23 protein-coding genes and 1 riboswitch are annotated in these 24637 nt (G+C 73.3%); of the genes, 8 read left to right on the top strand and 15 right to left on the bottom strand.

The window, feature by feature from the left end:
- Window positions 1-47 precede the first annotated feature (47 nt).
- The 3 genes from ACFVYX_RS25930 to ACFVYX_RS25920 form a co-directional block, all read right to left on the bottom strand.
- The gene (locus tag ACFVYX_RS25930; protein WP_389683886.1) at window positions 48-698 is read right to left on the bottom strand and encodes an HNH endonuclease family protein; all 651 of its coding nucleotides are present in this window, start codon (window positions 696-698) and stop codon (window positions 48-50) included.
- Window positions 699-1140: 442 nt separating this feature from the next.
- Window positions 1141-1809 (bottom strand): HAD-IA family hydrolase, encoded by a 669-nt coding sequence (locus ACFVYX_RS25925; protein ID WP_389683885.1) that lies wholly within the window; start codon window positions 1807-1809, stop codon window positions 1141-1143.
- Window positions 1810-1971: 162 nt separating this feature from the next.
- Window positions 1972-2187 carry a peptidoglycan-binding protein gene (locus tag ACFVYX_RS25920; protein ID WP_389683884.1) on the bottom strand — a complete coding sequence of 72 codons (216 nt, stop codon included), beginning with the start codon at window positions 2185-2187 and terminating at the stop codon, window positions 1972-1974.
- On the opposite strand from ACFVYX_RS25920, the gene ACFVYX_RS25915 reads away from it, so the two are divergent.
- From ACFVYX_RS25915 to ACFVYX_RS25905, 3 genes are all read left to right on the top strand, one after another.
- A complete protein-coding gene (locus ACFVYX_RS25915) occupies window positions 2171-2716 on the top strand; it encodes a hypothetical protein (protein ID WP_389683883.1) in 546 nt (181 codons plus the stop codon). The two genes, ACFVYX_RS25920 and ACFVYX_RS25915, sit on opposite strands and share 17 nt — an antisense overlap.
- A gap of 594 nt (window positions 2717-3310) precedes the next feature.
- Window positions 3311-5371: a DHA2 family efflux MFS transporter permease subunit gene (locus tag ACFVYX_RS25910; RefSeq protein WP_389683882.1), complete on the top strand. Its 2061-nt coding sequence runs from the start codon at window positions 3311-3313 to the stop codon at window positions 5369-5371.
- A 106-nt stretch (window positions 5372-5477) separates the two neighbouring features.
- Window positions 5478-6227 (top strand): hypothetical protein, encoded by a 750-nt coding sequence (locus tag ACFVYX_RS25905; protein WP_389683881.1) that lies wholly within the window; start codon window positions 5478-5480, stop codon window positions 6225-6227.
- 20 nt (window positions 6228-6247) lie between these two features.
- Here the strand turns inward: ACFVYX_RS25905 and ACFVYX_RS25900 are convergent, their stop codons facing one another.
- On the bottom strand, window positions 6248-6733 hold the full coding sequence (locus ACFVYX_RS25900) for a GNAT family N-acetyltransferase (RefSeq protein WP_389683880.1): 486 nt from the start codon (window positions 6731-6733) through the stop codon (window positions 6248-6250).
- Window positions 6734-6798: 65 nt separating this feature from the next.
- Window positions 6799-7125 (bottom strand): antibiotic biosynthesis monooxygenase family protein, encoded by a 327-nt coding sequence (locus ACFVYX_RS25895; RefSeq protein ID WP_389683879.1) that lies wholly within the window; start codon window positions 7123-7125, stop codon window positions 6799-6801.
- 12 nt (window positions 7126-7137) lie between these two features.
- Between ACFVYX_RS25895 and ACFVYX_RS25890 the strand changes: the two genes are divergently transcribed.
- The gene (locus ACFVYX_RS25890) at window positions 7138-8301 is read left to right on the top strand and encodes a serpin family protein (protein ID WP_389683878.1); all 1164 of its coding nucleotides are present in this window, start codon (window positions 7138-7140) and stop codon (window positions 8299-8301) included.
- Between the two features lie 104 nt (window positions 8302-8405).
- Here the strand turns inward: ACFVYX_RS25890 and ACFVYX_RS25885 are convergent, their stop codons facing one another.
- The 3 genes from ACFVYX_RS25885 to ACFVYX_RS25875 are packed head-to-tail and all read right to left on the bottom strand — an operon-like array spanning window position 8406 to window position 11509.
- Window positions 8406-9086, bottom strand: a complete 681-nt coding sequence (locus ACFVYX_RS25885; RefSeq protein WP_389683877.1) for an O-methyltransferase — start codon at window positions 9084-9086, stop codon at window positions 8406-8408.
- The gene (locus ACFVYX_RS25880) at window positions 9083-10204 is read right to left on the bottom strand and encodes a DUF2330 domain-containing protein (RefSeq protein ID WP_389683876.1); all 1122 of its coding nucleotides are present in this window, start codon (window positions 10202-10204) and stop codon (window positions 9083-9085) included. Before ACFVYX_RS25880 ends, ACFVYX_RS25885 begins: the two co-directional genes overlap by 4 nt.
- Before the next feature lie 45 nt (window positions 10205-10249).
- On the bottom strand, window positions 10250-11509 hold the full coding sequence (locus ACFVYX_RS25875; protein WP_389683875.1) for a cytochrome P450: 1260 nt from the start codon (window positions 11507-11509) through the stop codon (window positions 10250-10252).
- Between the two features lie 228 nt (window positions 11510-11737).
- On the opposite strand from ACFVYX_RS25875, the gene ACFVYX_RS25870 reads away from it, so the two are divergent.
- Window positions 11738-12916, top strand: a complete 1179-nt coding sequence (locus ACFVYX_RS25870) for a steroid 3-ketoacyl-CoA thiolase (protein ID WP_389683874.1) — start codon at window positions 11738-11740, stop codon at window positions 12914-12916.
- A gap of 91 nt (window positions 12917-13007) precedes the next feature.
- Here ACFVYX_RS25870 and ACFVYX_RS25865 read toward each other — a convergent pair whose 3' ends face one another.
- The 6 genes from ACFVYX_RS25865 to ACFVYX_RS25840 form a co-directional block, all read right to left on the bottom strand.
- The gene (locus ACFVYX_RS25865) at window positions 13008-13409 is read right to left on the bottom strand and encodes a transglycosylase SLT domain-containing protein (protein ID WP_389683873.1); all 402 of its coding nucleotides are present in this window, start codon (window positions 13407-13409) and stop codon (window positions 13008-13010) included.
- A gap of 286 nt (window positions 13410-13695) precedes the next feature.
- Window positions 13696-14580, bottom strand: coding sequence for an ECF transporter S component (locus ACFVYX_RS25860; RefSeq protein ID WP_389683872.1), 885 nt, complete (start codon window positions 14578-14580; stop codon window positions 13696-13698).
- Window positions 14577-16271 (bottom strand): ABC transporter ATP-binding protein, encoded by a 1695-nt coding sequence (locus ACFVYX_RS25855; protein ID WP_389683871.1) that lies wholly within the window; start codon window positions 16269-16271, stop codon window positions 14577-14579. The genes ACFVYX_RS25860 and ACFVYX_RS25855 overlap by 4 nt, the downstream gene beginning before the upstream one ends.
- On the bottom strand, window positions 16268-17485 hold the full coding sequence (locus ACFVYX_RS25850; protein ID WP_389683870.1) for an energy-coupling factor transporter transmembrane component T: 1218 nt from the start codon (window positions 17483-17485) through the stop codon (window positions 16268-16270). The genes ACFVYX_RS25855 and ACFVYX_RS25850 overlap by 4 nt, the downstream gene beginning before the upstream one ends.
- Window positions 17486-17697: 212 nt before the next feature.
- Window positions 17698-18366 (bottom strand): SCO2322 family protein, encoded by a 669-nt coding sequence (locus tag ACFVYX_RS25845; RefSeq protein WP_389683869.1) that lies wholly within the window; start codon window positions 18364-18366, stop codon window positions 17698-17700.
- Window positions 18367-18380: 14 nt separating this feature from the next.
- On the bottom strand, window positions 18381-19631 hold the full coding sequence (locus ACFVYX_RS25840) for a prenyltransferase/squalene oxidase repeat-containing protein (RefSeq protein ID WP_389683868.1): 1251 nt from the start codon (window positions 19629-19631) through the stop codon (window positions 18381-18383).
- 95 nt (window positions 19632-19726) lie between these two features.
- A riboswitch (cobalamin riboswitch) is annotated at window positions 19727-19801 on the bottom strand.
- Between the two features lie 289 nt (window positions 19802-20090).
- On the opposite strand from ACFVYX_RS25840, the gene ACFVYX_RS25835 reads away from it, so the two are divergent.
- A complete protein-coding gene (locus ACFVYX_RS25835) occupies window positions 20091-21746 on the top strand; it encodes a serine/threonine-protein kinase (RefSeq protein ID WP_389683867.1) in 1656 nt (551 codons plus the stop codon).
- Window positions 21747-21750: 4 nt separating this feature from the next.
- Here ACFVYX_RS25835 and ACFVYX_RS25830 read toward each other — a convergent pair whose 3' ends face one another.
- Window positions 21751-22788: an MBL fold metallo-hydrolase gene (locus ACFVYX_RS25830; RefSeq protein ID WP_389683866.1), complete on the bottom strand. Its 1038-nt coding sequence runs from the start codon at window positions 22786-22788 to the stop codon at window positions 21751-21753.
- 122 nt (window positions 22789-22910) lie between these two features.
- Between ACFVYX_RS25830 and ACFVYX_RS25825 the strand changes: the two genes are divergently transcribed.
- Both ACFVYX_RS25825 and ACFVYX_RS25820 read left to right on the top strand, forming a co-directional pair.
- Window positions 22911-24383, top strand: a complete 1473-nt coding sequence (locus ACFVYX_RS25825) for an aldehyde dehydrogenase (protein WP_389683865.1) — start codon at window positions 22911-22913, stop codon at window positions 24381-24383.
- On the top strand, window positions 24383-24616 hold the full coding sequence (locus ACFVYX_RS25820) for a ferredoxin (protein ID WP_389683864.1): 234 nt from the start codon (window positions 24383-24385) through the stop codon (window positions 24614-24616). Before ACFVYX_RS25825 ends, ACFVYX_RS25820 begins: the two co-directional genes overlap by 1 nt.
- Window positions 24617-24637 lie beyond the last annotated feature (21 nt).

The following is a 24637-nucleotide window of genomic DNA, read 5'->3' as shown; positions in this document are numbered from 1 at the left end:
TCACCCTCTCAGCGGCCGTCGTTGACGCGGATTCAGCGGGTCTGGGGTCAGCAGCCGTTGAGGACGGACTGGAGGGCGCTCTTCTCGGCGGAGTCGATGCTGAGCTTCCAGTGGTACTTCACGTGCACCCACGCGCGGGCGTACGTGCAGCGGTAGGCGGTCCTGGAGGGCAGCCACTCGGCCGGGTCGAGGTCGCCCTTCGCCTGGTTGACGTTGTCCGTCACGGCTATGAGCTGCGGCCGGGTCAGGTCGTTCGCGAAGGCCTGGCGCTGCGAGGTGGTCCACGCGTTGGCGCCCGAGCGCCATGCCTCGGAGAGGGCGACGACGTGGTCGATGTCGAGGTCGGACGCGACGGTCCAGGTGGCGCCGTCGTACTCGGAGTACCAGCTGCCGCTGACGGAGGCGCAGCTGGAGTCCGTGACGACGTTCACGCCGTCGCGCTTGAGGACGGTCTCGCGGGTGTTGCAGGCGCCGGACTGGGTGATCCAGTGCGGGAAGAGGTCCCTGCTGTAGCCGGTGGAGGAACCTTCCGCCTTCACGGTGAGGGCGGCCAGGTAGGTACGGGCCGTGGTGGCGCTGACCGGGGTGGGCATGGCCGCCTGCGCGGCCGGCGCGGTGGCGAGGAAGCCGGTGACGGTGAGGGCGGCGGAGGTGGCGAGAACGGCGATTCGACGCGCGTAGACCATGCCGACGGGCATGTGAACTCCCTTGAGATGGGGGGACTGTGGCCGGGTGCCGTCCCCGCGGGGGGTGCCGGGCGGCGGCCCGGTCATCGTGGCGGCGCCAGGTTTCGGTGGGGGATGCGCCAGGTAACAGAGTGGCGACATGGACACGTCACATCAAGGGGTGTGAAGTGCCCGATGAAGTCCGGGGCTTCATGGGGAGTGAAGTACCCGATGAAGCACGGGGCTTCATGGGGAGTGAAGTACCCGATGAAGCCCGGGGCTTCAGCGGCGGGCGGAGCCCCGGGCGTACGGCGTGAGACCCCGGGCTCGTTTCCGGCCGGGGGGGCGGGTGTGCGAAGGGGCCGCAGCTCGCTTCCCGGCTCGGGGCCGGGCGTGCGACGAGACCCCGGGCCGTGTCCCCGGCCCGGGGTCTCGTCGTGTCTTGAGGCGGCTCCCGTCGTGCGGGAGCGGTGTCCTACGGGAGGACGGTCAGGAGGATCGAACCGTCGGCCGCGGGCTCGACCCGCAGGTGGGTGAGGTCGGCGACGTGGACGTCCGGCGCGAAGGCCGCCGCCCGCGGGCCCACGCCCACGATCCTCATGCCGGCCGCGCGGCCCGCCAGGATGCCGGCCTCGGAGTCCTCGAAGACGACGCAGTCCGCGGGGTCGAAGCCCAGCTCGGCCGCGCCCTTCAGGAAGCCCTCGGGGTCCGGCTTGCTCGCCCCCACTCGCTCCGCGGTGACCCGGGTCTCCGGCATCGGCAGTGCCGCCGCGCCCATCCGGGCCTGCGCGAGCGCCTCGTCCGCCGAGGTCACCAGGGCGTGCGGCAGCTCCGCGAGCGCGGCCATGAAGGCGAGGGCGCCGGGAACGGGGACGACGCCGTCGAGGTCGGCGGTCTCCTCGGCCAGCATGACCCGGTTGTCGGCGTAGTTCTCGTCCATCGGGCGGTCCGGGAGGAGGACGGCCATCGTCGCGTACCCCTGGCGGCCGTGCACCACCCGGAGTACGGCGTCCGTGTCGAGGCCCTGCCGCTCCGCCCAGCGTCGCCAGCAGCGTTCGACGACGGCGTCCGAGTTGACGAGGGTGCCGTCCATGTCGAGGAGGAGGGCGCGGGCGGTGAGCGTTGCCGGGGTGGTGGCGGGCATCGGGTCTCCAGAGGGGTGGTACGGAGAACGAAGCGGTCCCGCCCACCGGTCAGGGTATGCGGGCGGGGCCACTTTGTTTTTCTACGATACAAAACCGAGGGCCGTCTTGGCCAGCCGGTCCGCATACCGGGATCCGGAGCGGCCCGGGCGGCGGCCCCCGGTTCAGAGGTCGGAAGTGCTCTCCTCCAGGATCCGGCGCGTGTCCGGGCCGTACACGCCCACCGGGTCGCCCGGGATGTACCGCCACGACTGGTAGAGGGCCACCGCGTCCCGGACCTCCTCGTCGTACCTGCCGTCGATGCGACCGTGGTACACCCAGACGGCGGTGAGCCGCCGCTGGAGCTCCCGTACCTCCTGCCCGGTGGAGCCGAGGCTCAAGGTCAGCGCCTCCCCACCCTCCTCCGGCGCCTCCGTCGGAGGCGCCGTCGTGGCCGGCGCCGTCGTCGTCGTCGGCGGCGCGATCCCCGGCGCCGAGGACGAGGAGGGGGACGCCGTCGGCGCCGCAGCGCCCGTGGTGCTCGCCGAGGCGCTGGGTGACGCGGTGGTGCGGGTCGCGGAGGGGCTGGGCGTCGGTGACGCGGATGTCCGGCGCGGGGTGGGGGAGGAGGAGGCCGGCTCCGGACTCTCGGACGAGGCGGACGGCGACGGGGCCTCCGACACGGCCAGGTTCAGGGACGCGCTCGTGGTCACCTCGGGCACGGCCGCCCGGTCATCGGCCCCGTCCCCGCCGCCGAGCACCGCCGCCGCCAGGGCCGCCGTGCCCGCCACGGCGACGGCGGTGACGGCCGCCACCACCAGTCCCCGCCGACGGCCCCGGCCCCGCTCCTCGGTGGACGGTGGCGGTACGGCCCCGACGCCGCGCAGCAGCAGCGGCATCGTCTCCGAGGGGTCACCCCCGGGGTGGTGAGGGCCGGGGTACGGCTCCGCTCCATGAGCGTCGGCCGGGTAGGCCCCCGCCCCCTGAGTGTCAGCTCCGTACGCCCCGGGTGCGGGTGCGGGTGCGGGTGCCGGTACCGGCGCGGTGACGGTTCCCCCGTCCGGCCGGATCGCCGCCAACTGCGCCGTCGGCGGGTCGTCGGCGCCGCCCTCCACCCCGTACGGGCTGTCCCCCTCCCCGTACGGGCTGTCCTCCGTCCCGTAAGGGCCGTTCCCCACCCCGTAAAGACCGTCCCCTGCCCCGTAAAGACCGCCCTCCCCCTCCGGCGAGTCCAGCGTCACGTACGGCCTGATCCTGAGCGGATCGAAGTCCTCGGCCGCCGCCAGTTCCGCCCGGGCGCAGGCGCAGCCAGGTCTGTCTACACCACATTCAGGACAGACGTGTCCGGTCATGATGGGTCCCCTCCCCGATACAACTGCGAGCGATTATGCAGCCCGCCCCGTTCCGGCGGGCGAACAGTCGTGCCCCTCCGGAGGCCGTAACCGGACATTCGGACCAGGATGGAGAGGCCGTCCCATGGGCCGTCCGGCGGGACGCCCGACGAGACGCCCCGAGGAGACGCCCATGGCCCAGGAAGCAAGCCCCTCCCAGCTCGGCGGCGCCCCCGCGCCGGGGGAGGGGCAGAGCCACCGCACCGTCCTCGTCGCGATCGGCGCGCTCCTGCTCGGCATGCTGCTCGCCGCCCTCGACCAGACCATCGTCTCCACCGCCCTGCCGACGATCGTCAGCGAGCTCGGCGGCATGGAGCACCTGTCCTGGGTCGTCACCGCCTACATGCTGGCGTCCACGGCGGCCACCCCGCTCTGGGGCAAGCTCGGCGACCAGTACGGGCGCAAGAAGCTCTTCCAGGCGGCCATCGTCCTCTTCCTCATCGGCTCCGCCCTCTGCGGCATCGCCCAGAACATGCCGCAGCTCATCGCCTTCCGCGCGATCCAGGGCCTCGGCGGCGGCGGACTCATGGTCCTGTCGATGGCGATCGTCGGCGACCTCGTGTCCCCCCGGGAGCGCGGCAAGTACCAGGGTCTCTTCGGCGCCGTCTTCGGCGCCACCAGCGTCCTGGGCCCGCTGCTCGGCGGCCTCTTCACCGAGCACCTCTCCTGGCGCTGGGTCTTCTACATCAACCTGCCCATCGGGATCGTCGCCCTCTTCGTGATCGCCGCCGTGCTGCACATCCCGGTCCGCTCCACCCGGCACACCATCGACTACCTCGGCACCTTCCTCATCGCCTCCGTCGCCACCTGTCTTGTCCTCGTGGCCTCCCTCGGAGGCACCACCTGGGCGTGGGGCTCGGCGCAGATCATCGGCCTCGCCGTCCTCGGAGCCGTACTCCTCGTCTGGTTCGTGCGGGTCGAGCGGCGGGCCGCCGAGCCCGTACTGCCGCTCAAGCTGTTCCGGATCCGGACGTTCACCCTGGTCTCCGTCATCAGCTTCGTCGTCGGCTTCGCGATGTTCGGCGCCATGACCTATCTGCCGACCTTCCTCCAGGTCGTGCAGGGCGTCACCCCGACCATGTCCGGCGTGCACATGCTGCCCATGGTCGCCGGCATGCTGATCACCTCCACGGCCTCCGGCCAGATCGTCTCCCGCACCGGCCGCTGGAAGGTCTTCCCCATCGCCGGCACCGCCCTCACCGGCCTCGGACTGCTCCTCCTCAACGAACTGACGGAGACCAGCTCCACCTGGGAGATGAGCGTCTACTTCTTCGTCTTCGGCGCGGGACTCGGCCTCGTCATGCAGGTCCTCGTCCTGGTCGTGCAGAACGCCGTCGCGTACGAGGACCTCGGCGTCGCCACCTCCGGCGCCACCTTCTTCCGCTCCATCGGAGCCTCCTTCGGTGTCGCCGTCTTCGGCACGATCTTCACCAACCGCCTCACCCACAAGCTCGACGACGTCTTCGCCGCGGCGGGACCGGACCTGCCGCCGGGCATCGGCCCCGAGCAGGTCGCCGCCGACCCCCGCACCCTCACCGCGCTCCCGCCCGACCTGCGCCCCTCCGTCATCCACGCGTACGCCACGTCCATCACGGACGTCTTCCTGTACGCCGCACCCGTCGTCCTCGTCGCCTTCGTCGTCGCCTGGTTCCTCAAGGAGGACAAGCTGCGGGCCTCGGTCACCGCGCCCGACACCAGCCAGACGCTCGCCTCCAACCCCGTCGAACGCTCCTCGTACGACGAATGCGCCCGCGCCCTCTCCGTCCTCGGCTCCCGCGAGGGCCGCAAGGCGATCTACGAGAAGATCACCGCCCGCGCCGGGCTCGACCTGCTGCCCGCCGCGAGCTGGCTGCTGCTCCGCGTCCGCCGCCACGGCACCGTCGAACCGGCCCGGCTCGCCGAGACCGTGCCCGTACCGCTGCGGGTGATCACGGAGGCCTCCCGGCAGGTGGAGGAACGGCGCCTGGTCACCCGGGAGGGGCTCCAGCTCGTGCTCACCGAGGAGGGCGTAGCGGTGGCGACGCGGCTCGCGGCGGCCCGGGAGGAGTCCCTCGCCGAACTCCTCGGCGACTGGTGGGGACCCGACCGGCCCACCGACCTCGTCCAGCTGGTGGAGGAGCTGACGGCCGAGCTCTGCGGCTCGGACGGGGAACGGCCCCACGACCCGGACCCGCCCCGCGACCACCACGCGTAGGGGCGTCGTACGGCGCGGCTCCCCTCTCCCGAAGCCGCTTGATCAGTGCTCGGACGGCCTCAGTACGCTGTCCCCTCCAAGATCACGGCACAGGGGGACGGGCAGGATGAGCAGCGAACAACCACACCAGGGCGGGTACGGCGGACAGCCCGGCTACGGGGCGCCCGGAGCGCCCGGCGGATACGGAGCACCGGTACAGTTCGTCCCCGCCCGCCCGGCCTCCCACCGAGGGGCCTGGATAGGCGCGGGAGCCACGCTCCTCGCGGCGGTGATCGGCGTCGTCGGTACGTACGTGGTGACCAGCAACAACACCCCGCCCGCGCCGCCCGCCGCGCAGGGCCCGGCGCCCTCGGCCACCACGGCCGGCGCTCCGGGCGGCGAGGCGGCTTCCCCGGCCGCGTCGCAGAGCCCGGACACCTCGACGTCCCCGGAGTCACAGGGACCCGGGACGGCCCCGACGCCGCCCGCGAAGCCGGCCGGCACCGTCGAGTGGCAGGGCGCCCTGGCGATCACGTACGCGGACGCGAAGGACCTGGACTCCGCGCCCCCCGTGGAGTCCGAGATCAACGAGGAGAACGACTTCTCCATCCACCCCTTCGGCACCAGCCACATGCTGAACCCCGAGGGCGGGACCAAGGCGCTGGTGTGGAAGGACTCCACGAAGGCGCCCTCGCACACGGACTGCGCGGGCGTCGTCGACACCCTGGGCACCACCGCGAGCATGAAGATGAAGACCGGTCTAGTCCTCTGCGCCCGCACGAACGACGGCAGGCTCGCCCGGCTCACCGTCAAGGAACTGACCGGGCAGGCCAACGACATGAGCGGGGTCTTCGACGTCGTCGTCTGGAGCGGCTGACCGCGACCGGCCCCGGCGGGTCAGAGCTCCTTGCCGTACCAGATGTCCATGTACGGGCCGGTGCAGTACGCCGGTATCTCCGCGTACCCGTGCCGCGTGTACAGGGCGCGCGCCTCGACCAGGTCCAGCCGCGTGTTGAGGACCATCCGGCGCGCACCGAGCGCACGGGCCGCGTCCTCGAGGCCGTCCATCAGGACGCCGGCGCCGCCGAGGCCGCGGAAGGCGTGACGCAGGAAGACCCGGGTCAGCTCGGCGCGTTCCTCGTCGAGGATCAGGACTCCTCCGCAGGCGGCGGGCTTCCCCTCGTACCGCCCGACCAGGAACTGCCCGGTCGGCGGGGTCAGCAGCTCGACCCCGTCACCGGCCAGCCCCTCGTCGACCTCCGCCTCGGTGGCCGGTCGCTTCCAGTAGCGGCTGGCGACGTCGTCGTAGTAGTCGCGGCGCAGGGAGGTCGCGTCGGGGGTGTCGACGCGCTCGGGGGAGAAAGACCAGGTCATGCGCGCCATTCTGCGGCGCGCACGACCCGGGGCGCAGCTCGGTTTCGCGCGGCCGGTCCGGCCCGCGGCGCAACTCAGTTCTTGGGCGACGCCTGCTGGACGACCTCGAACGACCACAGGGTGGACCCGGAGGCAGCGGGCTTCGGCCGCTCCCCGCCCTCACCGCCGCCACCCTGGTGCGCGGCCTTCATGGAACCGTTCATCCAGGCCTGGAAGTCCTCCTCGCTGCGCCAGCGGGTGTACACCAGGTACTGGTCGGTGCCCTCAAGGGGGCGCAGCAGCTCGAACCACTCGAACCCGTCGGACCCCTCGACGGCCCCGGCCCGCGACGCGAACCGCTGCTCAAGAACCTCGCGCTGCTCGGCCGGAACGGTCAGGACGTTGATCTTCACGATGCTCATGGAAGGCAGGATATGACCCACCACCCCGGCGTCCTTCCGGTGGACGCGATACAGGTTCTGGCCGCGCGGTGGCTGCCCCGTCTGGGGGACGGCGACTTCGTCGTCTCGCCCGCCGGGTTGTGGCTCGCGCTCGGGGCCGTCGCCTCCGGGGCGCGGGGGCGGACCGGGGAGGAACTGCGGGGGCTGCTCGGGGTCGAGGGGGAAGGGGCCGCCGAGGCCGTGACCCGTCTCGGGCGACAGCTCGGACGGTCCGGTGGGGTCTCGGCGGCGACCGGGGTGTGGAGCAGGATGCCGGTCCGGGAGACGTTTCGGCGGGGGCTGCCCGACGTCCGGTTCGGCCTGCTGCCCGGGGCCGTCTGGTTCGCGCTGCCCGATGACGTCTTCGGGGCGACCGACGACATGTCCCTCGGTGACATCCCCGACGCCCAGGAGGAGCTGGACGCCTGGGTGCGCGACGCCACCCGAGGGCGGATCGCGCGGTTGCCGCTCGATCTCGACGGGTCCGAGGACCTCGTCCTGCTCAACGCCCTCGCGCTGAAGGTCTCCTGGCTGACCGCCTTTCCCGCGCACCTCACCCGTGACGAGCCCTTCACCGACGGGTACGGCGACACCCGGCCCGTACCGACCATGCGGCGGCGGATCCCGGCCGGGTGGGTCTGGTCCGTGGACGGGATCACCGTCGTGGAGCTGCCCTGCGCGGGGGAGGGGGAGGGCGGTCCGCGCGTGCGGTTCGTGCTCGGGCAGCCGGAGGCCGGGCCCGGCGAGGTGCTGCCCGCCGCCTGGGCCGGAGCCGGTGAGCGGCGGCCGCTCGCCGCCGAATCGGCCGATCTCACCCTGCCGCGCTTCACCCTCCGTACGAAGACCGACGCGATCGAGCACCTGGCCGCGCTCGGTATCGGCCGGGCGCTGCGGCCGGGCGCCGACTTCTCGGGGATCTCCGCGGCGGACCTGTACATCGACACGGTCGTGCAGGAGGCGGTGGTCGAGATCGCGGAGGAGGGTGTGGAGGCCGCCGCCGTCACCCAGGTGGCGATGCCGCGCAGCGCGGCCCGGCCCCGTCACCAGGTGGTGGAACGGATCGCCTTCGACCGGCCCTTCGGAGTCGTCGTCCTCGACGGTTCGGGCGAGGTGCCGCTGTTCGCGGGCTGGCGGCGGAGCGCGCCCGCAGCCGGTTGACGGCAGGGCGCACCCCCGGGCGGCTGACGGCCGGAGTGTGTTCCCGGGTCAGCTGACGGCCCGGCGCGCCCCCGGCCGGCTGACGGCCGGAGCGCGTCCCCGGGTCAGCTGACGACGCGGGCGAAGAGCAGGCCGTCGTAGCCCTTCGTGCCGACCGTCTGGAGGGCCGTCGCGTCCAGGCGCGGTTCGGCGGCGACGAGGTCGAACAGTTCGCGGGTGCCGGTGATCGCCGGGTCGTCCGGGTGCGGGGTGGCGATCCGCCCGCCGCGCACCACGTTGTCGACGATGATCAGCGTGCCGGGGCGGGAGAGCCGCAGGGCCCACTCCACATAGCGCGGGTTGTTGACCTTGTCGGCGTCGATGAAGACCAGGTCGAAGGGGCCCGCGCCCTCCGCCTCCAGCCGCGGCAGGCTGTCCAGGGCCGCGCCCGTGCGGACCTCGACGAGCTTGTCGAGGCCCGCGCGGGCGATGTTGGCGCGGGCGACGTCCGCGTGGGCGGGGTCGTACTCGAGGGTGATCAGCCGTCCGTCGGCGGGCAGGGCGCGGGCCAGCCAGATGGTGCTGTAGCCGCCGAGGGTGCCGATCTCCAGGATGCTCCGGGCGCCCTGCGTCAGGGCGAGCAGGTGCAGCAGTTTGCCCTGGTTGGGGGCGACGGCGATCTCGGGCAGGCCGGCCGCCGTGGAGGCGGTGAGTGCGGCGGTGAGCGCCTCGTCGGCCGGTGCGATCGTCCGGCCGAAGTAGTCGTCCACCGCGTTCCACTGAGGGTTGACCTGAGGGTTCGTCATACGGCCGAACGTACACCGGCGCCGGTGGCCGCGCGGCGCCGATTTCCCGCGCGTACGACCAGGATCGCCGCGAATATGGCGAGCAGCAGGCCGCCGCCCGTCGTGAGCAGCCAGACGGGGATGCCGCCGGCGACCGTCAGCAGCCGGTCGTGGTACTCGACCTCGCGGTACGGGGTGTCGGCGACGGTCCTCAGATGGTGGTCGTCGTCGATCCGGGCCGGGTTCGGGAACTCCTGCTCCAGGACCGTCAGATGGACCGGTCCCTGGCCGGCGAGACCGGCGACGGCGCCTTCGGGGCGTTCGATCCGGCCGGCGAAGGTGACCTCGGGGCGGTCGCCGCCGATGGCGGAGCGGGGCTCCATCCGGTGGTCGGCCAGGATGGAGAGGCCGAGGGTCTGGTCGTTCGCCGCGAGGCGGGAGAGGCGCATGGGGTAGACGAGTTCGGAGGAGGCGAAGGTGATGCGGAGGGGGGTCAGCTCGCCCTGAAGGACGGCGTCCTTCTCCTGGGGCGCGAGGCGGACGGCGACGTACTCCCACTTCCTGTCCACGTACGGCTGGAGCGCGCCGGTCAGCCGCTCGGGCAGCTCGAAGCCGTTGGCGCGGAGCCAGTCACCGAGTGCCTTCGGGTCCGTGGCGGTCAGCCGGGCGACGTCGAAGGGGCCGAGCCGCTCGCGGCCGACGACCCCGACGCCGGAACCCGCGCCGGGCGGCGGGGCCCCGGCCCCGTCGCCGTATCCGCCGCCGAAGGGCCAGTCGTCCGCGCGCGGCCAGAAGTAGAAGCGGTCGCGCCGCTCGGGCTCCGTGAGGCGTTCGATCTCGTCGAAGAGCGCCGGGTCGCCGAGGGTGACGCCGGCTCGGCTCGGTACCGGCATGATCCAGGCGGCGTGCCGGGCGTTGCCGTGGACGTTGAAGCGCATGACGATCGTCTCGGTGCGCCCGTCCCAGTGGACGGCCGACTCCTCCCGGTCGACGCCGATGCGCTCGGCCTTCGACGGGATCATGGCACCGCAGCCGCAGGCGTACGCCGGTGCGACGAGCGAGCCGAGCTGGAGCGCGAGCAGCGCGACGATGGTGGTCAGGATTCTGGTGGCCTGGCTTGTTCTGGGTGTCCCCCGCATGCGGGGTGGGACGTCCCCCGTGGCGTTCCGGTTCCGGGCCGGTCGTCAGGCGGAGGCGCCGCCTCCCGCGCGGACCCGGAGTTCCTTCACGCCGTTCAGCCAGGCCGCCCGCAGCCGGCGCGGCTCGCCGGCGAGCGTCAGGTCGGGCAGGGCTTCCGCGACCGCGTTGAAGATCAGCTCGATCTCCTTGATCGCGAGGGACTTGCCGAGGCAGAAGTGCGGTCCACCGCCGCCGAAGCCGAGGTGCGGGTTGGGGTCGCGGGTGATGTCGAAGCGTTCGGGGTCGGTGAACACCTCGGGGTCGTTGTTGGCGGAGGAGTAGAAGAGCCCGATCCGGTCGCCCTTGGCGATCTTCTGACCGCCGAGTTCGGTGTCCTGGGTCGCGGTCCGCTGGAAGGAGACCACGGGGGTCGCCCAGCGCACGATCTCCTCGGCGGCGGTCGCCGGGCGTTCCCGCTTGTAGCGTTCCCACTCGTCGGGGTGGGTGAGGAAGGCGTGCATGCCGTGGCTGATGGCGTTGCGGGTGGTCTCGTTGCCGGCGACGGCGAGCAGCAGGACGAAGAAGCCGAACTCGTCGGAGGACAGGTTGCCCTGGCCCTCGGCGGCGACGAGTTGGCTGACGATGTCGGCGGCGGGGCATTCCTTGCGGGCCGCGGCCATGTTCATCGCGTAGCCGATGAGCTCCATGGCGGCCTCGGCGCCGATCTCCTCGGTGATGGCGTACTCGGGGTCGTCGTACGCGACCATCTTGTTCGACCAGTCGAAGATGCGGGAGCGGTCCTCCTGGGGGACGCCGATGAGTTCGGCGATGGCCTGGAGGGGCAGTTCGACGGCGACCTTCGTGACGAAGTCGAGGCTGCCGTCGGCGTCCGCGCCGCGCTTGGCCTCGTCGACGATGGCGTGGGCGCGGTCGCGCAGCGCGGTCTCCAGGTTCCGTATCGCGCGGGGGGTGAAGCCGCGCTGGACGATCTGGCGGACGCGGGTGTGCTCGGGCGGGTCCATGTTAAGCATGATCAGCTTCTGGACCTCGATCTGGTCCCGGGTGATGTGCTCGTTGAAGCGGATGACGGCGGTGTTCTCGTTCGACGAGAACAGTTCGGGGTGGGTGGAGACGTACTTGACGTCCGCGTGGCGCGTGACGGCCCAGTACCCGCCGTCCTCGAAGCCCGTGACGCCGGGCGGCTGGGGGCACCACCACACGGGTGCGGTCTGCCGCAGCCGGGCGAACTCGGGGAAGGGGATGCGGTCGCGGAGCAGATCGGGGTCGGTGGCGTCGAACCCTTCGGGGAGATGGGGGCAGGGCATCGGCAACACACTCCATATCTGATGGGCCATCAGGAGTTGCCGGGAAAGTTAGTAACGAGTTCTACAAGTAGCAAGGGGCGGAACGGGAAGTGTTGCCTCCCGGACCCTTGCGTACCCGCGGTAGCAGTCATAAGACTGCTCTGAGAACTAGAACGCGTACTAGTTCCCCCGTGACGCCGACCGACGGGCTGCCGGGACGCCCCGTCCGGTCGAGGAGAGGACGAGCCCATGGCCGCGGAACCCGTCATCGTCGAAGCCGTACGCACCCCCATCGGCAAGCGCGGAGGCGCGCTCGCCAACCTCCACCCCGCCTACCTCCTGGGCGAGACCTACCGCGAACTCCTCGGCCGCACCGGCATCCACGCCGACTGCGTCGAACAGATCGTCGGCGGTACGGTCACCCACGCCGGCGAACAGTCCATGAACCCGGCGCGCACCGCCTGGCTCACCATGGGCCTCCCCTACGAGACGGCCGCCACCACGGTCGACTGCCAGTGCGGCTCCTCGCAGCAGGCGAGCCACATGGTCGCCAACATGGTCGCGGCCGGGGTCATCGACATCGGCATCAGCTGCGGCGTCGAGGCCATGTCCCGCGTACCGCTCGGCTCCGGCTCCAAGCACGGCCCCGGCAAGCCCTTCCCCGACGAGTGGAACGTCGACCTCCCCAACCAGTTCCAGGCCGCCGAACGCATCGCCCGCCACCGCGGCCTCACCCGCGAACGCGTCGACGCCCTCGGTCTGCTCTCCCAGGAGCGGGCCGCCCACGCCTGGGCCGAGGAGCGCTTCAAGCGCGAGACCTTCGCCGTCCAGGTCCCCACCACGGAGGAGGAACAGGCCGCGGGGCAGGGCATGTGGCGGCTCGTCGACCGGGACGAGGGCCTGCGCGACACCACCATGGAAGGCCTCGCCCGCCTCAAGCCCGTCATGCCGACCGCCGTCCACACCGCCGGGAACTCCTCGCAGATCTCCGACGGTGCCGCCGCGCTGATGTGGGCCTCCAAGCGGATGGCCCGCGCCCTCAAGCTCCGGCCCCGTGCCCGGATCGTCGCCCAGGCGCTCGTCGGCGCCGACCCGCACTTCCACCTCGACGGGCCGATCGACGCCACGCGGGCGGTCCTCGGCAAGGCCGGGATGTCCCTCAGGGACATCGACCTCGTCGAGATCAACGAGGCCTTCGCCTCCGTGGTGCTGAGCTGGGCGCAGGTCTTCGAGCGGGACCTCGACGGCCTGGACAAGGTCAACGTCAACGGCGGCGCCATCGCCCTCGGCCACCCCGTCGGCGCGACCGGGGCGCGGCTCATCACCACCGCCCTGCACGAGCTGGAACGCGCGGACAAGGAGTTCGCGCTCATCACGATGTGCGCGGGCGGTGCGGTGGCGACCGGGACGATCATCCAGCGGCTGTAGGGCCGGACCGGACCGCCAGGAAACGCCGCAGGCCCCGCCCTCCCTGTGCGGGAGGCGGGGCCTTGCGGGTGCGCTGTGCGGCGGGTGACTCTTAGTACCAGCCGTTGGCCTGCCAGAACGCCCAGGCGGCGTTCGGGGAGCCGTAGCGCTCGTTCATGTAGTTGAGACCCCACTTGATCTGCGTGGCGGGGTTCGTCTTCCAGTCGGAACCGGCCGAGGACATCTTCGAGGCCGGGAGGGCCTGGACCAGGCCGTAGGCGCCGCTGGAGGAGTTGGTGGCGGTGTGGTTCCAGCCGGACTCGTGCGAGACGATCTTGCTGAAGGACGCGTACTGCGAAGCGGGGACGATCTGCTTGGCGAGCTCCTGCGGGCTGGCGGCGGAAGCCGTGCCCGTCGTGCCCAGCACCGCACCGGACGCGCCCAGCAGCACGGCTGCGGAGGCGGCGATCTTCTTGTTGCGGGCAGAGACACGAGTGGTGAGCGAGCGGAACAAGGTGTCGACCTAACGTCGGGAACAAGGGCCGCGCCAGGCGATTTCGGCAAGCCGGAACCAGAGCCCGGGAGACCCGGGAGCTGGGGGGAACCGGCCGTCCGAGGCGCTGCGGTGAGCACCGGCTGCCTGGCGACGTCCACCAGACAACCAGGGCCGGAACGCCGATGCAACGACCCCCTGTACGAGGAAGGTTCGGACCGGGGGCCCCGGTACCTGGAGGGCACCTCGGGGGGTTTCCGCAGGTCATGCCCCGTGATGGGTGATTTGTACGGGTACCGCCCGGCTACTATTCCGCCTCGTACGTGACGTAGGTCCTGTGGGGCGCCTCACCCGGCGGGCCCCCCGCGGGGGCCCTGAATGTGACCTGGGCCTCGAAGTTCGCCCGCCGTGTCGCCCGGCGCAGCGCCTTCAGGAGCGTGCCGCCGACCGTGAGGGTGAGGACGACGGTCAGGACGGCCCGGCCGAGGTCCCAGCCCAGCGAGGTCGCCACCAGGAAGGCGAGGAAACGGGCCAGGTTCACGGGCGCCGGATCCCCCGGGACGAAGAAGATCCCGCCCGAGCCGCCGGCCCCCTCGCCGCCCCCGCCGCTGAGCGTCACCCAGCCGTAGAGATTGGTGACCGTGCCGTACGCGAACGCCGCCGCGAACCCGTACGCGGACAGCATCAGCAGCTCGGCCCGGCCCCGAAGCCTCCGGGGCCCCGGCAGGAGCCCGGCCCCCATCGTGAACCAGCCCATCGCGAGCATCTGCGTCGGCATCCAGGGGCCCACGCCCCCCGTGAGCAGCGCCGACGCGAACATCGTGACCGAGCCGAGGACGAATCCGAAGCCCGGCCCGAGGACCCGGCCGCTCAGCACCATCAGGAAGAACATCGGCTCGAGCCCGGCCGTCCCCGCCCCCAGCGGCCGCAGGGCCGCGCCGACGGCGGCGAGCACCCCCAGCATCGCCACCGCCTTGGCGTCCATCCCGCAGTCGGCGATCGTGGCGACGACCACCGCGATCAGCAGCGGAAGGAGCGCGGCGAAGAGCCAGGGCGCGTCGGCGGCGTGCGTCGTGACGGCCGAGTCGGCGTCGGCGAACAGGGGCCAGCAGATGGCGATGAGCCCGATCACGGAGACCAGGAGCAGTGCCGCCACGGAGCGTGGTCCGAGCCGCACGGGCTGTACGCTCACAGCGCCTCCCTCACCTGCTCGACCGTGAGCCAGGGCCGCGGGGCGAGGATCTTCGCCACCTGCGGCGAGAACGCGGGCGAGGAGACGACGACCTCGGCCGTCGGGCCGTCCGCGACCAGCTCGCCGTCCGCGACGATCACCACCCGGTGCGCCAGCTCGGCCGCCAGCTCCACGTCGTGCGTGGCGAGGACGATCGCGTGCCCGTCCGCGGCGAGGGCGCGGAGGTGGGTGACCAGGCGGGCCTTCGCCGCGTAGTCCAGACCGCGGGTCGGCTCGTCCAGGAGGAGCAGCGGCGGGCGACCGGTCAGGACGACGGCAAGCGCGAGCGCCAGGCGCTGCCCCTCGGACAGGTCCCGTGGATGCGTCTCGTCCGCCACCCCCGGCAGCAGTTCCGACACCAGCGCCCGGCAGGTCCCGGGGGCCGCGCCCGCGTCCGCGTCGGCCGCGGCGCACTCGGCGGCGACGGTGTCCGCGTACAGCAGGTCGCGCGGCTCCTGCGGGACGAGGCCGACCTGGCGGATCAGCTCGCGGGGGTCCGTGGCGTGCGGGGCCCGCCCGGCGACGCGGACGGTGCCGGCGGTCGGGGCGATCATGCCGACCAGGGCCGAGAGGAGGGTGGACTTCCCGGCGCCGTTGCGGCCCATGAGGGCGACGGTCTCGCCGGGGTGGACCTGGAGGTCGATGCGGCGCAGGGCTTCCACGCGGCCGCGGCGGACGGCGAGGGCCTCTACGTGGAGGAGAGGAGTGGGGGTGTCGGGTTGGGTGCGGCGCCGCTTGAAGAGGGTGAGTCCCCCGCCCCTCCCCTTCCCGAAACCGGGGGCTCCGCCCCCGGACCCCCGCGCCTCGAACGCCGGCGGGGCTGAGGGTGCCGGGACCCGACCCTCCAGCCGCGCCTTCAGGCCGCCCGCCCTCCGCCGCGCGTCCCGCACCGTCAGTGGCAGCGGGTCCCATCCCGCGAGCCGACCGAGCCCCACCACCGGCGGATGCACCGGCGACACCGCCATGATCTCGGCGGGGGAGCCCATCACGCCCTCCGGCAGCAGCAGCACCTGGTCCGCGTACTGCACCACCCGTTCAAGCCGGTGCTCCGCGAGGAGGACCGTCGTGCCGAGGTCGTGCACCAGGCGCTGGAGGACCGCGAGGACCTCCTCCGCCGCCGACGGGTCGAGCGCCGAGGTCGGCTCGTCGAGGACGAGGACCTTGGGGTGCGGGGTGAGGACGGAGCCGATCGCCACCCGCTGGCGCTGGCCGCCGGAGAGCGTGGCGATGGGGCGGTCGCGGAGCTCCGCGAGACCGAGGAGGTCGAGGGTCTCCTCGACGCGGCGGCGCATGACACCGGGGGCGAGGCCGAGGGACTCCATGCCGTACGCCAGCTCGTCCTCGACCGTGTCGGTGACGAAGTGCGCGGACGGGTCCTGGCCGACCGTGCCCACCAGGTCCGCGAGCTCGCGCGGCGGATGGGTGCGGGTGTCGCGGCCGTCGACGGTGACGCGCCCGGTCAGGGTGCCGCCCGAGAAGTGGGGCACGAGTCCGGAGACCGCGCCGAGGAGGGTCGACTTGCCGACGCCCGAGGGGCCGACGAGCAGCACGAGCTCGCCCTCGGGGACGGTGAGGTCCACGTCCCGCAGGGTCGGCGGCTGCTGCCCGTCGGACCCCTCGTAGATCACCGAGACGTTCTCGAAGCGGATCACGCGTTCTCCTTGGGAACGGGGGCCACGAACGCGGGCAGCAGCCCCGCCAGGACCGATGCGGCGGGCCAGAGCGGGAGCTCCGGCGCCTCCAGGGGGACGACCCCGGGGTGAAGCGCGTCCGGCGCGTACGCGTTCGCCCAGATCATCAGGACGGCGACCGCCACGCCGGAGCCGGAGACCAGCCAGGCCCGGGCGCCCCAGAGGTCGGGCCGGTAGCGGGTGCGGACCGTCCGGCGCCCGCCGAGCCGCAGCCCGGCCATGGCCGCGAGGAGCCCGGCGCCGAGCAGCGGAAGCCCGTACCGCGCGCCCTCCGCCGCGAGCAGCCCGTACGAACCGGCGCAGACGCCGAGGAGCCCGCCGAGGGTCAGCACGTTCGTCATACGCCGGACGGAGGCCGGGACCCGCGCCGTCCGCCCGTAACCGCGCGCGTCCATCGAGGCCGCGACGGCGATCGACCGTTCGAGCGCTCCCTCCAGGACCGGCAGGCCGATCTGGAGGACCGCGCGGACACCGCCGGTCGGGCGGCCGCGCAGCCGTCGGGCGGTCCGCAGCCGGACCACGTCGGCGACCATGTTCGGCGCGAAGGTCATCGCCACGACGACGGCGACCCCGGCCTCGTACAGCGCTCCCGGCAGCGACTTGAGCAGCCGCGCCGGATTGGCGAGCGCGTTCGCCGCGCCCACGCAGATCAGCAGGGCCGCCAGCTTGGCACCGTCGTACACCGCGAAGACCAGCTGCTCTGCCGTCACCCGCCCCCCGATCCGTACCCCCTCGGCCCAGTCGGGCAGCGGCACCTCGGGCAGCGTGAACAGGGCGTGCGTCCCCGGGATGGGGGAGCCGAGGAGCAGGGAGAAGACGACCCGCAGGAAGACGACGAACAGGCCGAGCTTCACGAACGCGCCGTACGAGCGGGCCCAGGGCGCGTCCGTACGGCGGGCCGCCACGACATAGCCGGCGACCCCGACGATCAGGCCGAGCAGCAGGGGGTTGGTCGTACGGGAGGCGGCGACGGCGAGGCCGAGCGCCCACAGCCACCACGCGCCCGCGTGCAGGGCGTTGGCACGGCTCGCCTCGGGGGCCGTGAACACACCGAGGCCAGGAACCGCGCTCTTCCGCGGCGGCGGGCTTTCGGCACCGGCGCCGAGACCGGGCCGACGCCACCGGTCGCCGTCCCGGCCATCGCGGTCGCCGTCCCGCTCGGGAACCGCCCTCATCCGCGGCGGCGGGCTTTCGCGGTCGCCGTCCCGCCCATGGCGGTCGCCGTTCCGCTCGGGAACCGCCCTCATCCGTGGCGGCGGGCTTTCGCGGTCGCCGTCCCGCCCATGGCGGTCGCCGTCCCGCTCGGGAACCGCCCTCATCCGTGGCGGCGGGCTTTCGCGGTCGCCGTCCCGCCCATGGCGGTCGCCGTTCCGCTCGGGAACCGCACTCATCCGCGGCGGCGGGCCTTCCAGATCGCCGCCCCGCCCAGGGCCAGGACGGCGGCCCCGCCCGCGAGCACGCCGAAGGACGGGCCGCCGCCCTCGTCCCCGGCGCTCGGGGCCGCCGACACCGGGGCCCTTCCGTTCTCCTTCTCCCGCGGCTTCTCCGCCACCTGCTCGCCGCAGCCGCGCTCCGGGTAGCCGGCGATCCCGCACAGCATGGCCGCGCTGTCGTACCGCAGGGGCTTCACCACCGTGGCGAGCGCCTCCGCGCCCGTCGCGTCCTCGCGGACCTGCGCGCAGCCGGTATCGATCCGCTTCCCGGGCGGCGCCTCGCCGGGCGGGGCGTCCGCCGGGCCGCCGAAGTCGACGACGACCGCGACCCGCTTGGCGCCGCCCTTCTGCTCCACGTCCCCGCAGATCTTCGCGAAGTCGGGCGCGAAGGAGGGCACGGAGGTGTCGTCCGTGCCGTTGCTGACCGCGAAGCGGAAACCGATCGCGTCGCCGTCGGCGGGGCGGGCGGTCGCCGGCCCCTGGGTGGCGTACGCCCACGACGTGCCGCCGTCGCTCTCCCAGAACGACCAGTAGCGGTAGCCGGCCGCCTGGGCCGGAGTCGCGGCGACCGCCGTCAGGGCGAGCAGCGCCCCGGCCGCGGCGCCCGCGACCCGCGCGGTCACCCCACCGGCGGTTCTCACTTCTTGCGCCCGCTGACGAGGAAGCCGATGCCGACGCCGACGACCATGCCGATGCCGATGATCCACCAGATGTCGAAGCCGGACTCCTCGTCGTCGCTCGTCGAGGACGCGGAGGTGTCGGGGGCCTTGGGCGCGGGACCGGTGGCGTTGAGCTGCTCCACCAGGTCCGCCGTACCGAACTCGCGCGGGTCGGTGTCCGTCGCGCGGGCGGCCAGGATCAGCTGCGCGTAGGCGGCGGGGCCGCTCTCCTTCGCCCAGGCGGCGGAGTTCTTCTCCAGCCACTCGAGGGCGGGCTGCGCCTCCTTGGCGGCGCCGGAGGCGGCGAGCGCGACGACGGCGTCGGCCGTGTTGCCGATGTCGGGCTGCTCGGTCGTGTCGGTGGCGCCCGGCATCGGCGGCAGGGTGAGGTGGCCGGTCTTCGCGAGGGCCTTCGCCAGGTAGGAGGCGCCGTTGAGCGCGGCCCGCTCGACCGTCGGCTTCGACAGGTCGGTGCAGACCGGGGGCTGCTCGGGGGACGCCTTGGTGGCGACGACGCTCTTGCCGAGCCCGGCGAGGGTGGCGGCGGCGGTGGCGTCGGCGTTCGCGAGCAGCTTGCCGGTCTTGTCCGGCTGGTACGTGAAGGCGCCCGCACCGGCCTTGTCCGAGCAGGGCAGGGCGAAGGAGAGGAGCGCGTCGTAGGGCGTGCGGCCTTCGGCGGAGGTGAACGAGCCGGGCCTCACCCCGGTCGCGGCGAGCGCGCCGACGACGACCGAGGTGGAGTTGGCGTCGCTGGCGCCGCCGGCGCTGTATCCCCAGCCGCCATCCTTGTTCTGCACGGTACGCAGCCAGTCGGAGCCGGCCTTGACGGCCTGGTCGATCTTCCGCGGGTCGACGGCCTGGCGGCGGACGGCCCGGAGCGCCTGCACGGCGACGGCGGTGGCGTTGGTGTCCCGCATCGTCTTCGCGTCGCAGGCCTTCGTGACGTCCGCGCGGTACGAGCTGAACGAGCCGTCCTCGCACTGCTGGCCGAGGAGCCAGTCCACGGCCTGGTCGGCGGGCTGGAAACCGGTGGCGCGCTGGGCGAGGAAGGCGAGCGACTGGCGCCAGACACCGTCGTAGGTCGGGTCCTTCGTGCCGTACAGGCCGGGCGGGACCGTGACGGCCGACGGGGAGGGGGAGGGCGCGGCGCTGGCGGCCCCGGCTGCTCCGGTGCCGAGCAGGACGGCGGCGGCGGCGAGCGCGGCGGCGCCTCGGCGGACGGTGTTCATGGGGCCCTCTCCTGCGGCCGGGCACCGGCACGCCTCAGGGGCACCAGGCTCCGGCTCCGTATTCCTCGACGGTGCCGGCGGTCACGTCCCGGACGGGGCATTCCGACTCGCCGCTCACGGAGAACGGCTCACGGTTGCGCGGTCAGTGCCGGATTCGCACCGGCTTCCCCCCGTACGGGCATGATGACGACGGGCCCACTCTACCGGCCCGTACGGCCCCGTCCCCGGGGGGTGCGAGGCGGCTCACACCGGGACGGGAGGCGGGCTTCCGGGTGATCCCGGACGGGCTTCGCGGGCGCGCTGCCGGAGAGCGGACCGCTGTGCCATGCTGACGGCCGCGCCCGTGGGCGGAGGTCACGGGAGACCACGTACGCACGAGACCACGCGCGCACGCGCGCGCGTGGACGACGGTGTGACGCGCGGGCGCGATGACGACGGCGTCCTCACGGGGGGTACGGAATGCGGCCGTTGACCGAGAGCGACCCGCGGGCGGTCGGTTCCTACCGGCTGCTCTACCGCCTGGGTGAGGGCGGCATGGGCCGCGTCTACCTGGGCCGGTCGCGGGGCGGCCGCACGGTCGCGCTGAAGGTGGTGCACGACGCGATCGCGGGTGACCCCGGCTTCCGTACGCGCTTCGCCCGCGAGGTACGGGCCGCCCAGTCGTTACGGGGAGCGGGCACCGTCCCGGTCCTGGACGCCGACCCCGACGCGGAGGTCCCCTGGCTGGCCACCGCGTACGTGCCGGGGCCCGCGCTCTCCGAGGCGGTCATCGGGCACGGGCCGCTGCCCGGACCGGCCCTGTGGCGCCTGCTCTCCGGCCTCGCGCACGCCCTCGAAGGGGTGCACCGGGCGGGGCTCGTGCACCGGGACGTGAAACCGTCCAACGTCCTGCTCTCGCTGTCCGGCCCCCTGCTGATCGACTTCGGCATCGCGCGCTCCGCCGACGAGACGGCCCTGACGGGGACGGGTCTGGTCGTCGGTTCGCCCGGGTTCATGTCGCCGGAGCAGGCGGAGGGGCGGCCGGTCGGGCCCGCGGCGGACGTCTTCTCCCTCGGCGCGGTGCTGGCGTTCGCGGCGACCGGGCGGGGGCCCTTCGGGGGCGGCTCGGTGGCTGAGCTGCTGTACCGGCTCGTCCACCACGAGCCCGACCTCAGGGGGGCCGAGGGACCCTTCGCGGAGCTCGTACGCCGCTGCCTGGCCAAGCGGCCGGAGGAGCGCCCCCCGGTGGCGGAGCTCGCGGCCGCCGCCGATGCCCACCTGGGGGACAACGGGTCCTGGCTCCCGGCGCCGGTGGTCGCGGCCATCGCCCAGAAGGCGGAGGAACTGCTCAACGCGGAGGCGGAGCCGGAGCCGGAGTCCGCCGGTACGGGCAGCGGGACGGCCGCGCCCACGAGCGCCGCCGATGCGACGGCGGGCGCCCTCACCGCCGTACTCCCGCAGCCGCAGCCGCAGCCGTCACCACCGACCGCTGTGCTGCCCGCTCCCGCGTCCGCGTCCGTGCCCGCTCCGGCACCGGCTCCCGCTCCCGCCCGGACCCCTGCCCGGACCCCCGCCCGGACGGCCGTCCGTGGCCCGGCCGCCGTGCCGCGAGCGCGGGCGTCGTCGAAGGGGGTGCCGTCCGCGCGGGAGGTCGCCGTGCGCACGCTGACCGCCGGCCTGGGCAGGCCCGCCCTCGGGCTGTTCTACCTGGTGCCGATGCTGGCGTTCCTCGTGGGCGGGGTCGACCTCATGAACCGGGCGGCGGACCACCCTTCGCTCTCCGACCAGGCGGGCGGCGCCTATCAATGGGCGATGAACGACTGGTGGCGCCTGCCCGCGACCCTGCTCCTCATCGTCGCGATGGCCGGGCTCCACATCTACCGGCGGCGGCTCCCGACGGTCCCGCAGGGCAGGGTCCGGCTGTGGGCCGCCGGTGTCGCCGTCTACTGGATGGCGCTGTGCGTCGTGCTGACGCTGCACCTCCTCTGGTTCCTGTTCGTCCACAACGGTTACGCGTACGGGGAGGGCGGCGGGCAGCACTACCTGTGGTGGGTGGCGCTGCCGGTGATGATCCTCGGAGGCGGCTTCTCCCCGATCGTCCTGGTCATGTCGGTCATCCGTCTGGTGAAGGCCTGAGGTCTCACACCGCCACGTACTCCACGGGGTCGGTGCCCGCCACCGGCTCCGCGCGGCCCAGCTTCACCAGGCGGCGGACGTGCGCCTCGGCCTCGCTGACGGCGATGTTCCGCGACCCGTGGGGGATCTGCTCCCAGGGGCGGTTCCACTCCATCCGCTCGGCGAGCTGCCAGGGCGTGAGGGGTGCGGCGAGGAGGCCGAGGAGCCCGGTGAGCCGTTCCTCGTGGTGGTCGAGGAGTTCGCGGACCCGGCCGGCGGCGTCGGTGAAGGCGTGCTGATGGGCGGGGAGGACCTCGGCGACACCGAGGCGGCCGACGCGTTCGAGGGAGTCGAGGTAGTCGCCGAGGGGGTCCGTGACGGCGTCGTCGTCGGGGTCCTCGTACAGCCCGATGTGCGGGGAGATCCCCGGCAGCAGATGGTCGCCGGAGAAGAGACGGCCGTGGCCGGGGAGCCGGGAGGGGTGCTCCTCCTCCAGGTGGAGGCAGACGTGGCCGGGGGTGTGCCCCGGGGTCCAGATCGCGCGCAGCCGCCGTCCGGCCAGGTCGAGCAGCTCGCCCGGGACGATCTCGCGGTCGGGCAGGGCGGAGCGCAGACCGGGCAGGGTGTCCATGCGGCCGGAGGCACGGGCGGCCCGCAGCGGGGCGACGTGGTCGTCGGGGGCGCCGACGGTGGCGAGCTTGTGGGCGAGGTAGTCGAGCCAGGTGCCGGGTCCGGACTCGCGGGTGCGGCGGACGACGGCGGTGTCGGCGGCGTGCATGGCGATCCAGGCGCCGGACTCCTCGCGGACCCGGCCGGAGAGACCGTGGTGGTCGGGGTGGTGGTGGGTGATGACGACGCCGTGGACGTCCGCGACGCCGAGGCCCAGCGCGCCGAGCCCCGCGGTCAGTTCGACCCAGGAGGCCGGGTCGTCCCATCCGGTGTCGACGAGGACCGGGCCGAGTCCGGTGTCGAGGACGTGGACCAGGGTGTGGCCGAGCGGGTTGTCGGGGATGGGCACCCGGAGCGACCAGACGCCTCCGCCGTGCTCGGTCACCTGCGTCATGGGCGGGTCCTCGTCTCTCCAGGGCGGTGCGGAGCGTGCTCGACCGTTGCCCATCATAACTAGAACTGGTATCAGTTCTGAGACATCGTCAGGGAATTCCTTCTCCTCTGGAGGCGGCGGTCATGGCCGAGCTTGTCGAGCACGGAAAGCTGTTCATCGGCGGGGAGTTGACCGACCCGCTCGGCGAGGAGGTCATCGAGGTCATCTCCCCGCACACCGAGGAGGTCATCGGACGCGTCCCGCACGCCTCCGCCGCCGACGTCGACCGGGCCGTGGCCGCCGCGCGCCGGGCCTTCGACGAGGGGCCGTGGCCGCGGATGGCGGTGGAGGAACGGATCGCCGTCGTCAGTCGCATCAAGGACGCGATCGCCGTCCGCCACGAGGAGATCGCCCGCTCCATCAGCGCGCAGAACGGCTCCCCGTACTCCTGGTCCGTCCTCGCCCAGGCACTCGGCGCCATGATGGTCTGGGACGCGGCGATCACCGTCGCCCGCGACTTCACGTACGAGGAGCGGCGCGGCGGCATCCTCGGGCCGCTGCTCGTCCGGCGCGAGCCGGTCGGCGTGGTCGCGGCCGTCGTCCCGTGGAACGTGCCGCAGTTCACCGCCGCCGCCAAGCTCGGGCCCGCCCTGCTCGCCGGCTGCACGGTCGTCCTCAAGCCGTCGCCCGAATCGCCCCTGGACTCGTACATCCTCGCCGACATCGCCACCGAGGCGGGGCTGCCCGAGGGCGTGCTCAGCATCCTGCCCGCCGACCGTGAGGTCAGCGAGTACCTCGTCGGCCACCCCGGCGTCGACAAGGTCTCCTTCACCGGCTCGGTCGCCGCCGGCAGGCGCGTCATGGAGGTCGCCTCCCGCAACCTCACCCGCGTCACCCTCGAACTCGGCGGCAAGTCGGCCGCGGTGATCCTGCCCGACGCGGATCCGGCGACCGCCGTCGCCGGGATCGTCCCGGCCGCCTGGATGAACAACGGCCAGGCGTGCGTCGCCCAGACCCGTATCCTCGCTCCCCGCTCCCGGTACGAGGAGATCGCCGAGGCCTTCGCCGCGGCGGCCGGCGCGCTCGTCGTCGGCGACCCGCTCGACCCGGCCACCCAGGTCGGCCCGCTCGTCGCCCGCCGCCAGCAGCGGCGCTCCCTCGACTACATCGGCATCGGCCAGGCGGAGGGCGCCAAGGTCCTCGCGGGCGGCGGCCGCCCGGCCGGGCTCGACCGCGGCTGGTACGTCGAGCCGACGCTCTTCGGCGGCGTCGACAACTCCATGCGGATCGCCCGCGAGGAGATCTTCGGACCGGTCATCTGCCTCCTGCCGTACGGGGACGAGGCCGAGGCCCTGCGGATCGCGAACGACTCCGACTTCGGGCTCAGCGGCAGCGTCTGGACCGGGGACGTCGAGCACGGCATCGACTTCGCCCGGGAGGTGCGCACCGGCACCTTCAACGTCAACACCTTCAGCCTCGACATGCTCGGTCCCTTCGGCGGCTACAAGAACTCCGGCCTGGGCCGGGAGTTCGGCCCCGAGGGCTTCGGCGAGTACCTGGAGCACAAGATGATCCACCTGCCTGGCGGCTACGAGGACCCGGCCGGGGACGCGTGATGGGCGACCGCTGGCACGTCGAGGTCGACCGGGGCGTCTGCATCGGCTCCGGCATGTGCGTGAACCACGCCCCGGACGGCTTCCGCCTCGACGCGGCCCGCCAGTCGCACCCGCGCGCCCCGGAGACCGACGCGGGCGAACTCCTGCTGGCGGCGGCGGAGGGCTGCCCGGTGGAGGCGATCCTGATCACCCTGGCGGAGGGGGGAGAACCGGTGTTCCCGCCGGAGGAGTGACCGGGCGCCGGTGAGCGGCCC

The organism is Streptomyces sp. NPDC058326 (genome assembly GCF_042879855.1).
Taxonomy (GTDB): domain Bacteria; phylum Actinomycetota; class Actinomycetes; order Streptomycetales; family Streptomycetaceae; genus Streptomyces.
Note: the sequence above shows the minus strand (reverse complement) of the source record. Positions and strands in the feature narration are given on the sequence as shown.

Bases quoted from the DNA above. Each gene is read 5' to 3' on its own strand.
- ACFVYX_RS25870 (WP_389683874.1), top strand. From the start codon at position 11,738: ATGGCCGCGGAACCCGTCATCGTCGAAGCCGTACGCACCCCCATCGGC.
- ACFVYX_RS25925 (WP_389683885.1), bottom strand. From the start codon at position 1,809: ATGCCCGCCACCACCCCGGCAACGCTCACCGCCCGCGCCCTCCTCCTC.
- ACFVYX_RS25880 (WP_389683876.1), bottom strand. From the start codon at position 10,204: ATGCGGGGGACACCCAGAACAAGCCAGGCCACCAGAATCCTGACCACC.
- ACFVYX_RS25895 (WP_389683879.1), bottom strand. From the start codon at position 7,125: ATGAGCATCGTGAAGATCAACGTCCTGACCGTTCCGGCCGAGCAGCGC.
- ACFVYX_RS25820 (WP_389683864.1), top strand. From the start codon at position 24,383: ATGGGCGACCGCTGGCACGTCGAGGTCGACCGGGGCGTCTGCATCGGC.
- ACFVYX_RS25840 (WP_389683868.1), bottom strand. From the start codon at position 19,631: ATGAACACCGTCCGCCGAGGCGCCGCCGCGCTCGCCGCCGCCGCCGTC.
- ACFVYX_RS25910 (WP_389683882.1), top strand. From the start codon at position 3,311: ATGGCCCAGGAAGCAAGCCCCTCCCAGCTCGGCGGCGCCCCCGCGCCG.
- ACFVYX_RS25835 (WP_389683867.1), top strand. From the start codon at position 20,091: ATGCGGCCGTTGACCGAGAGCGACCCGCGGGCGGTCGGTTCCTACCGG.
- ACFVYX_RS25930 (WP_389683886.1), bottom strand. From the start codon at position 698: ATGCCCGTCGGCATGGTCTACGCGCGTCGAATCGCCGTTCTCGCCACC.
- ACFVYX_RS25875 (WP_389683875.1), bottom strand. From the start codon at position 11,509: ATGCCCTGCCCCCATCTCCCCGAAGGGTTCGACGCCACCGACCCCGAT.
- ACFVYX_RS25850 (WP_389683870.1), bottom strand. From the start codon at position 17,485: ATGAGGGCGGTTCCCGAGCGGGACGGCGACCGCGATGGCCGGGACGGC.
- ACFVYX_RS25900 (WP_389683880.1), bottom strand. From the start codon at position 6,733: ATGGCGCGCATGACCTGGTCTTTCTCCCCCGAGCGCGTCGACACCCCC.
- ACFVYX_RS25890 (WP_389683878.1), top strand. From the start codon at position 7,138: ATGACCCACCACCCCGGCGTCCTTCCGGTGGACGCGATACAGGTTCTG.
- ACFVYX_RS25825 (WP_389683865.1), top strand. From the start codon at position 22,911: ATGGCCGAGCTTGTCGAGCACGGAAAGCTGTTCATCGGCGGGGAGTTG.
- ACFVYX_RS25885 (WP_389683877.1), bottom strand. From the start codon at position 9,086: ATGACGAACCCTCAGGTCAACCCTCAGTGGAACGCGGTGGACGACTAC.
- ACFVYX_RS25830 (WP_389683866.1), bottom strand. From the start codon at position 22,788: ATGACGCAGGTGACCGAGCACGGCGGAGGCGTCTGGTCGCTCCGGGTG.
- ACFVYX_RS25905 (WP_389683881.1), top strand. From the start codon at position 5,478: ATGAGCAGCGAACAACCACACCAGGGCGGGTACGGCGGACAGCCCGGC.